The organism is Nocardioides sp. (genome assembly GCF_051876515.1).
Classification (GTDB): domain Bacteria; phylum Actinomycetota; class Actinomycetes; order Propionibacteriales; family Nocardioidaceae; genus Nocardioides.
The window spans coordinates 25,778-33,163 of sequence record NZ_JBJEHY010000136.1; the positions used below are offsets into that span (position 1 = coordinate 25,778).

The following is a 7,386-nucleotide window of genomic DNA, read 5'->3' on the forward strand; positions in this document are numbered from 1 at the left end:
ACTCATGAGCACTGCTGTCGTCGAGACGAAGACCACGGGCCTGCGCGAGGGCGCGTTCGGCAACGCGAGGGCGCTGGCCTGCCGCGAGTGCGGCCACCAGGTCGACCTGGGTCCGTTCTACGCCTGTCCGGAGTGTTTCGGCCCCCTCGAGGTGGCGTACGACTTCCCGGCCGTGACCCGCGAGGAGATCGAGGCCGGCCCCCGCAACATCTGGCGCTACAAGGCGCTGCTCCCGGTCCCCGCCGACATCGAGGAGAGCCCCAACACCGAGCCCGGCTTCACCCGCCTGCTCAAGGCCGACAACCTCGGCGCGGCGCTCGGTATCAAGAACCTGTGGGTCAAGGACGACTCGACCAACCCCACCAACTCCTTCAAGGACCGCGTCGTGGCCTGCGCGCTCAGCGCGGCCCGCGAGCTCGACGCCAAGGTGTTCGCCTGCCCGTCGACCGGCAACCTGGCCAACGCGGTCGCCGCCGCCGGTGCCCGCGCCGGGATCAAGACCGTGGTCTTCATCCCCTCCAACCTGGAGCGGCCCAAGCAGGTCAACTCCGCCGTGTACACCGAGCGCCTGGTCGCGGTGAACGGCAACTACGACGACGTCAACAAGCTCGCCTCGGAGATCGCGGGCGAGGAGGACGGGTGGGCGTTCGTCAACGTCAACGTCCGCCCCTTCTACGCCGAGGGCTCCAAGACGCTGGGCTACGAGATCGCCGAGCAGCTCGGCTGGCGCCTGCCCGACCAGATCGTCATCCCGGTGGCGTCCGGCTCGCAGCTCACCAAGGTCGACAAGTCCTTCCAGGAGCTGATCAAGCTCGGCCTGGTCGAGGACAAGCCGTACCGCATCTTCGGCGCCCAGGCCACCGGCTGCTCGCCCGTCTCGGTCGCCTACAAGGCCGGCACCGACGCGATCCGCCCGGTCAAGCCGGACACCATCGCCAAGTCGCTCGCCATCGGCAACCCCGCCGACGGCATCTACGTGCTCGACGCGTGCCGCCGCAGCGGTGGCGCGGTCGAGGACATCGACGACGACCAGGTCCGCGCGGGCATCCTGCTGCTGGCGCGCACGGAGGGCATCTTCACCGAGACCGCCGGCGGCACCACCGTGGGCGTCACCAAGAAGCTCGTCGAGACCGGCCAGCTCGACCCCGAGCTCGAGACCGTCATCATCAACACCGGTATGGGCCTCAAGACCCTCGACGCCATCGCTGACCAGGTCGGCGCCGCGGCCACGATCGAGCCGTCGTACGACGCCTTCGTCGCCTCGCGCGTCGCCGAGTGACCACCGCCCGCTGCTGAGCCCCGCCGAAACCACGTCCGAAGGAACCCCATGAGCGTCTCCGTCCGCATCCCGACCATCCTGCGCACCTACACCGGTGGCGCGTCCGAGGTCAGCGCCGAGGGGGAGACCCTCGCCGCCGTGCTGGACGACCTCGACGTCAACCACCCCGGGATCAAGGCCCGGGTCCTGGACGAGTCGGGGCAGCTGCGCCGCTTCGTCAACGTGTACGTCGGCAACGACGACGTGCGGTTCCTCGACAACCTCGACACCCCAACCCCGGCCGGCACCCAGGTGTCGGTCATCCCGGCCGTCGCGGGCGGCGCCTGAGACGCCTCGGGCGGCACCCGCTGGGTGCCGCCCGGCAGCGACGTGGTCGGCGGACGGGTCACTCCCGGACGTCGACCACGCTCGCATTTCCGTACCGGTCGATCCGGACCTCGGCGTACGCACCGTCAGCCAGCTCGCGCTCCATCCGCGGTGCCCGCGCCTCGTTGACGAAGAGCGTCTCGATGCCGCAGCGGATCTCCCAGCCGTCGCTCGAGCACTTCAGGAAGTCGTCCGACTCGGGCTTGGTGCGGCTGACCCCGTCGACGCCCCAGACGCCGTCGTTGTCGATGAGGCGGAGGTACACGGTGCCGCTGCGGCCGTCGTCGTCGATGCCGATGGGGGTGCCGGTCTCCCACTCCTCGGTGTTGCCCACCTGGAGGTCGGGGTACGTCAGCTGGACGTAGCGTCCGCGGAAGGGGTCGACCGGGTCCAGCGGCGCGACCCGGAACGTGTACGTGTCGCCGGTGGTCCGGGCCGAGAGCTGGGGAGCGACGGCCACGCCGACCAGCGCCAGCTGCCCCACGACGAGGGCCACGAGGGGGAGTACGCGCTTCATCTCAGGTTCCTTCCAGGAAGTCGGGCCGGTCCTCGCGCAGGGTGGCGGTGATGCTGCGCCGGGCCCGGTCGAAGAGGTAGCCCGTGCCGAGCAGAACGGTGCCGAGGACGAGGAAGAGCCACGCGCCGGTGATGATCTGGCCGAAGACGGCGAAGCTCTGGAAGGTCACGAAGACCACGAGCCCGGCCATGGCCAGGGCGGAGATCCAGGGGTCCTCGCGCAGGGCGCCCAGGGCGGTCAGCGCGACGGCGGCGAGCACGTACACGAGGACGCTGCACACCGAGTGCAGCCACTGGTCGCCGCCCGCGGGGACGTCGGTGGGGACCTCCCACGCCAGCAGCCCGAAGGCGAGCACGGTGAGCGCCAGGGCGCCGACCACCTCGAGCCGGGCCAGCCGGCTGCCAGCCACGAGCCCGGCGACCGCGGCGAGGGCGGCCAGTGCGGCCACCACCAGGAACCACGTGGTGAAGGAGGCGTCGAACTCGATCCAGGGCAGGGCCGCCACGAAGAGCGCGACCAGCGTGTACGCGGTCGCGGTGATCCGCCAGAGCCGCGCGAACGTGTCGAGCCGGGAGTCGTGCACGGCGGCCATGCCGAAGGCGACGACGGCACCGAGCGCGATGAGCATCGTCCAGCGGACGCCGTTGGCGTCCTGGGCCAACGGCTGCCAGAACCACCACACCGACCCGGTCGCCAGGGCCACCGCGAGCGGGCTGACGCCCTTGACGACGTACGCGTGGGCGAAGGCGCCGAGCGCCCAGAGCCCCAGCAGCTTGGGCTCGTAGGCGGGGACCTGCAACGACTGGGAGGCCTGGAAGATGACCGCGCCGAAGGCGAGCGCGCCGACGAGCCGCAGGGCCCCGACCAGGGCCCGCGAGTGGCCGCGCGCGGCCAGCGCCTCGGGGGCGAGCAGGAACGCCAGCCACAGCACCGTGACGCCTGCGAACCGGACGACGGGGGAGAGGTCCTCGAGGTTGGCCGCGACCAACCAGATCAGGCCGACGCCGAGGAAGGCGCCCCCGATCCACAGCATGACCTTGGCCAGGACGTGGCCTGCGCCGGCTCGTTGGGCGGGTTCGTAGCGGGACCGGATGGCGTCGGCGTTGAGCGGGCTGAGCAGACCGTCGGAGGTCCACTCGTCCAGCTCGGTCTGCAGCCACGCGTGACGGTCCCGGGAGATCGTGCGGGTGGTGGTCATGGCACCACTGTGTCGCACCGGCGTCCGTTCGGCCTGAGTACTCGGGCTCGACTCGCCGGGACCTGTGGCGGCGTGTGTCCAGGTAGGTGGGCCCCGGTTAGGGTCCTGCGGTGAGCACGTCCCGCCCCGGTCCCGTCCTTCTCGTCACCTGCACCGCCTTCGCGGAGGGTGAACCCCGCCACCCGGTCCTCGACGAGGCGCTCGCGGCCCGCGGGGTCGAGGCGCGCTGGGTCTGCTGGGACGACCCGGCCGTGGACTGGACGTCCGCGGGCCTGGTGGCGGTGCGCGCCTCGTGGGACTACGTCGACCGCGCGGATGAGTTCCTCCAGTGGTGCCGGTCGCTGGACCAGGCGCGCCTGCTCAACGGCGCCGACGTGTTCGTCTGGAACCACGACAAGTCGTACCTCGCCGAGCTCGCCGCCGACGGGAGCCTGCCCGTCGTGCCGACGGTCGTGGCGAGCGGCAGCGAGGCCGTACGGGCGGCCGTCGCGGCCACCGGGCCGAGCGTGGTCAAGCCCGCGGTCGGGGCCGGAGGTGACGGCCTGCTGGTGGTGACCGACGCCGACGACCCGCGCCTGGTGGAGCTGGACGACCTGCGCCGGGTGGTGCAGCCGCTGGTCGAGTCGGTACGCACCGACGGCGAGAGCTCCGTCTTCGTCATCGGCGGGGTGGCGACCTCGCAGGTGGACAAGTGGCCGGGCGCCGACGAGGTGCGGGTCCACGAGCACAGGGGCGGGCGCTCGACGCCGGTCCCGGTCGCCGACGAGCAGGGGGCGGTGGCCCGCGCCGCGTACGAGTGGGTGCAGCAGCGCTTCGGCCGGCCGGTCGACTACCTCCGGGTGGACCTCCTGCGGTGGCAGGATCGGTGGGCCGTCAGCGAGCTCGAGATGATCGAGCCCGGCCTGTACCTCGACGTCCTGGACGACAACGCGGCGCCGTTCGCCGACCTCGTGGTCCGGGCGCTCGGGCGCTGAGCCGCGGCCCGGCCCTCTGGACTAGTCCATTTGGACTACGAACAACGGTCCCTCAGGGGGAGGCCGGTGGCACGCGCGCGTCGATAGCCTCGACGTCTGACCGTAGGCACGTCGGTGGACTCTGTCCGCAGCCTGCGAACTCTTGGGGAGGAAGCCAGTGCGGATCTTGCAACGGCGAGCGCGGGACGAGAAGGGTGCCGCAGCGGTCGAGTTCGCACTCGTCATGCCGGTGCTCCTCATCCTCGTCTTCGGGATCATTGACTTCGGCCTGTACTTCAACCGCTACGCCGCGGTCAGCAACGCCGCCCGCGAGGGCGTGCGCTCGGCGAGCCTCGGGGCCAAGACCGGTGACATCAACGCCGTCGTGAAGGACTTCCTCTCCGACCTGAACACGGACGAGCAGATCCAGGTCCAGGTGAGCTGCAAGACGCCCACCGGAGGAAACTGCACCTCCTTCGACGCCGGCGCCGTCAGCGGGGGAACCGCCACCGTCACGGTCACGGTGACCCAGGACTGGGCGACGCCGTTCGGCGCGACGTTCTCCGACCACATGACCCTGACCAAGACCAGCAAGATGAGGATCGAGTGATGGCGCTGAAGCGATTCCCGCTCTGCCGACGTGGTCGCGACGAGCAGGGGGCCACGGCGATCGTCGTGACCTTCCTGGCGCTGGCGCTGTTCGCTGCCTGCGCGCTCGCCGTCGACTACAGCAACCTGGTCATGGAGCGTCAGAAGCTGCACGACCACATCGACTCGGCCGCCCACGCGGGTGCGTTCGAGCTTCCGTCCAAGGGCAGCACGGCCGCCCAGGTCGCCTACCAGATGGCCGTGGACCAGGACCCCGACATCTCCCCCGACGCGAGCCTGTACTGCGTGGTGGGCTCGACGGGGGAGACCCGACAGGTGCGTACTGACCAGATCCCGGCCACCTGCAACCCGGGCGGTGCGCCGTACACGGAGTCGAAGTACCCCGGTCTGCGGTGCAACGAGACGATCTGCGCCATTCCGTGCTCGGCGTCGAGCCTGACGATGTGCAACACCATCGAGGTCGTGGAGGACAAGAACGTCCCCTTCGGGTTCGGTCGGATCCTGGGCGTCAACTCGGGGCAGACGGGAGCCATCGCCTCTGCGGCGTGCAAGGGGAGCTGCGGGCACGAGCTGCCCAACCCCCTCGACGTGGTGATCATGGCGGACCGCACCGCGTCGATGAAGTACAACGACCGGCAGCTCATGAAGTCCGCCATCCTCGAGTCACTCAAGACGATGAACCCGGAGATGCACTACGTCGCCTTCGGAGCACTGCACAAGTCCCGCACCACGGGACACACGACGAAGGCAAACAGCTACGGGCCGCAGACCGACGACTACGTCGTGACCGCGAACACGTCCTGCACGTCCAACTGCGCCGACGACGTCACCACGAAGTTGAACTACAACGGTCACTGGGACGGCACGGGCGACACCAACGGTGACGGCCGGTGCATGACGGAGGCCTACACGAAGGCCGCGGCAAGCACCAGCACGCCGATCACGAAGTGGACCTCGTCGAAGAGGCGCCCGGAACCCGGGATGGGCAGTGAGAGCTCAGTCAAGAGCGGCACGTGGGTGCCCGTCCCCTTCTCCAACAACTACCTGGTCGGCCCCAAGGAGAGCCCCTCGCTGAACGGGTCGGACCCGCTGGTCGACGGCGTCTCCTGCCTGTCGCAGTCCATGGCCAGTGAGTACGGCACGCACCTGGCCGGTGCCCTCAAGGGCGCTGTGCGGTACGCGCTCGACAACAACCCGAACCCGAACCGTGCCGGCAACGTCAAGGTCAAGAAGGTCGTCATCTTCGAGACCGACGGCATGCCCGACGAGTACTCCACCGCGTTCGGCAACACCTCGCTGACCTCGGGCGACCTCGGTGGACCGGGCCAGAGCGGGGGTGGCGCCAAGACGTGCCAGAACTTCCTCGACGTGGCCAACAAGGCGAAGAACGACGAGGGCATCCTGCTGATCACCATCGGCTTCGGTGACGCGGCCACCAAGAAGTGCCGCAAGGACGGCGGGACCAGCGCGAACGTCAAGGACGTGCTCGCCGCGGCCGCCTCGCCCACGGCCGGCGGGACGGCCAGCACCGCCGGGGACTGCTCGACGGCGGCCGGGCAGCAGAAGGAGAACACCGACGGTGACTACTTCTTCTGCTCCTCGAACGGCAGCGAGCTCGCCGACATCTTCAAGACGGCGATCTCCCAGGTCAGCAACCGGGTGCGCCTGATCAAGATGCCGTAGCGCCACCCAGCTCCACCGCGACGCCGCCCCCGGACCACCGGGGGCGGCGTTTGCACTCTCTTGGGTCGAGTGCCAGACTTGGGGCTGGCACTCTCGCCATGAGAGTGACAACACGGCACGGGTGACGCTGAGGTCCGAGGCGCTGGTGGGAAAGGGTCCACCGGAGAGCGCGGACCGTCCGTCGCGGGCAGCCCGCCCTGGTCGTCCACCTGCGACTCTGTGAAGGAACATCACGAGTTATGGCAAAGCTGATTGCTTTCAACGAGGAGGCCCGCCGCGGTCTCGAGCGGGGCATGAACACCCTCGCCGACGCGGTCAAGGTCACGCTTGGCCCCAAGGGCCGCAACGTCGTGCTGGAGAAGAAGTGGGGCGCCCCCACGATCACCAACGACGGTGTCTCCATCGCCAAGGAGATCGAGCTCGAGGACCCGTACGAGAAGATCGGTGCCGAGCTCGTCAAGGAGGTCGCCAAGAAGACCGACGACGTCGCCGGTGACGGTACGACCACCGCGACCGTCCTGGCCCAGGCGATGGTCCGCGAGGGCCTGCGCAACGTTGCCGCCGGCGCCAACCCGATGGGTCTCAAGCGCGGCATCGAGGCTGCGGTCGCCGCCGTCTCCGACCAGCTCCTCGGCATGGCCAAGGACGTCGAGACCAAGGAGCAGATCGCCTCCACCGCCACCATCTCCGCCGGTGGCGACACCACCGTCGGTGACGCCATCGCCGAGGCGATGGACAAGGTCGGCAAGGAAGGCGTCATCACCGTCGAGGAGTCGAACAC

At 69.7% G+C, this 7,386-nt stretch carries 8 protein-coding genes; 6 read left to right on the top strand and 2 right to left on the bottom strand.

From position 1 onward, the window contains the following. Positions 1–4: 4 nt before the first annotated feature. Together thrC and ACI379_RS10225 are read left to right on the top strand one after the other, a co-directional pair. The gene (gene thrC, locus ACI379_RS10220) at positions 5–1,279 is read left to right on the top strand and encodes a threonine synthase (RefSeq protein ID WP_439791974.1); all 1,275 of its coding nucleotides are present in this window, start codon (positions 5–7) and stop codon (positions 1,277–1,279) included. 48 nt (positions 1,280–1,327) lie between these two features. Further along, entirely contained in the window at positions 1,328–1,606 is a 279-nt protein-coding gene (locus ACI379_RS10225) for a MoaD/ThiS family protein (protein ID WP_439791975.1), read from the top strand. Positions 1,607–1,664: 58 nt separating this feature from the next. On the opposite strand, the gene ACI379_RS10230 is transcribed toward ACI379_RS10225, so the two are convergent. Further along, positions 1,665–2,162, bottom strand: a complete 498-nt coding sequence (locus ACI379_RS10230; RefSeq protein ID WP_439791976.1) for a GDYXXLXY domain-containing protein — start codon at positions 2,160–2,162, stop codon at positions 1,665–1,667. 1 nt (position 2,163) lies between these two features. After that, positions 2,164–3,360, bottom strand: coding sequence for a DUF2157 domain-containing protein (locus ACI379_RS10235; protein WP_439791977.1), 1,197 nt, complete (start codon positions 3,358–3,360; stop codon positions 2,164–2,166). A gap of 110 nt (positions 3,361–3,470) precedes the next feature. Here ACI379_RS10235 and ACI379_RS10240 point away from each other — a divergent pair, with 110 nt between their 5' ends. The 4 genes from ACI379_RS10240 to ACI379_RS10255 all read left to right on the top strand — a co-directional run. Next, positions 3,471–4,334, top strand: coding sequence for an ATP-grasp domain-containing protein (locus ACI379_RS10240; protein WP_439791978.1), 864 nt, complete (start codon positions 3,471–3,473; stop codon positions 4,332–4,334). A gap of 157 nt (positions 4,335–4,491) precedes the next feature. Further along, positions 4,492–4,923, top strand: coding sequence for a TadE/TadG family type IV pilus assembly protein (locus ACI379_RS10245; RefSeq protein ID WP_439791979.1), 432 nt, complete (start codon positions 4,492–4,494; stop codon positions 4,921–4,923). Continuing rightward, a complete protein-coding gene (locus ACI379_RS10250; RefSeq protein WP_439791980.1) occupies positions 4,923–6,605 on the top strand; it encodes a pilus assembly protein TadG-related protein in 1,683 nt (560 codons plus the stop codon). Before ACI379_RS10245 ends, ACI379_RS10250 begins: the two co-directional genes overlap by 1 nt. A 239-nt stretch (positions 6,606–6,844) precedes the next feature. Continuing rightward, positions 6,845–7,386, top strand: a 542-nt coding sequence (locus ACI379_RS10255) for a TCP-1/cpn60 chaperonin family protein (RefSeq protein ID WP_439791981.1), incomplete at its 3' end; no start/stop codon positions are given.

What these genes read in the sequence shown, in the direction of transcription:
- ACI379_RS10225 (WP_439791975.1), top strand. Translation starts at nt 1,328, where the DNA reads ATGAGCGTCTCCGTCCGCATCCCGACCATCCTGCGCACCTACACCGGT.
- ACI379_RS10235 (WP_439791977.1), bottom strand. Translation starts at nt 3,360, where the DNA reads ATGACCACCACCCGCACGATCTCCCGGGACCGTCACGCGTGGCTGCAG.
- ACI379_RS10250 (WP_439791980.1), top strand. Translation starts at nt 4,923, where the DNA reads ATGGCGCTGAAGCGATTCCCGCTCTGCCGACGTGGTCGCGACGAGCAG.
- ACI379_RS10230 (WP_439791976.1), bottom strand. Translation starts at nt 2,162, where the DNA reads ATGAAGCGCGTACTCCCCCTCGTGGCCCTCGTCGTGGGGCAGCTGGCG.
- thrC (WP_439791974.1), top strand. Translation starts at nt 5, where the DNA reads ATGAGCACTGCTGTCGTCGAGACGAAGACCACGGGCCTGCGCGAGGGC.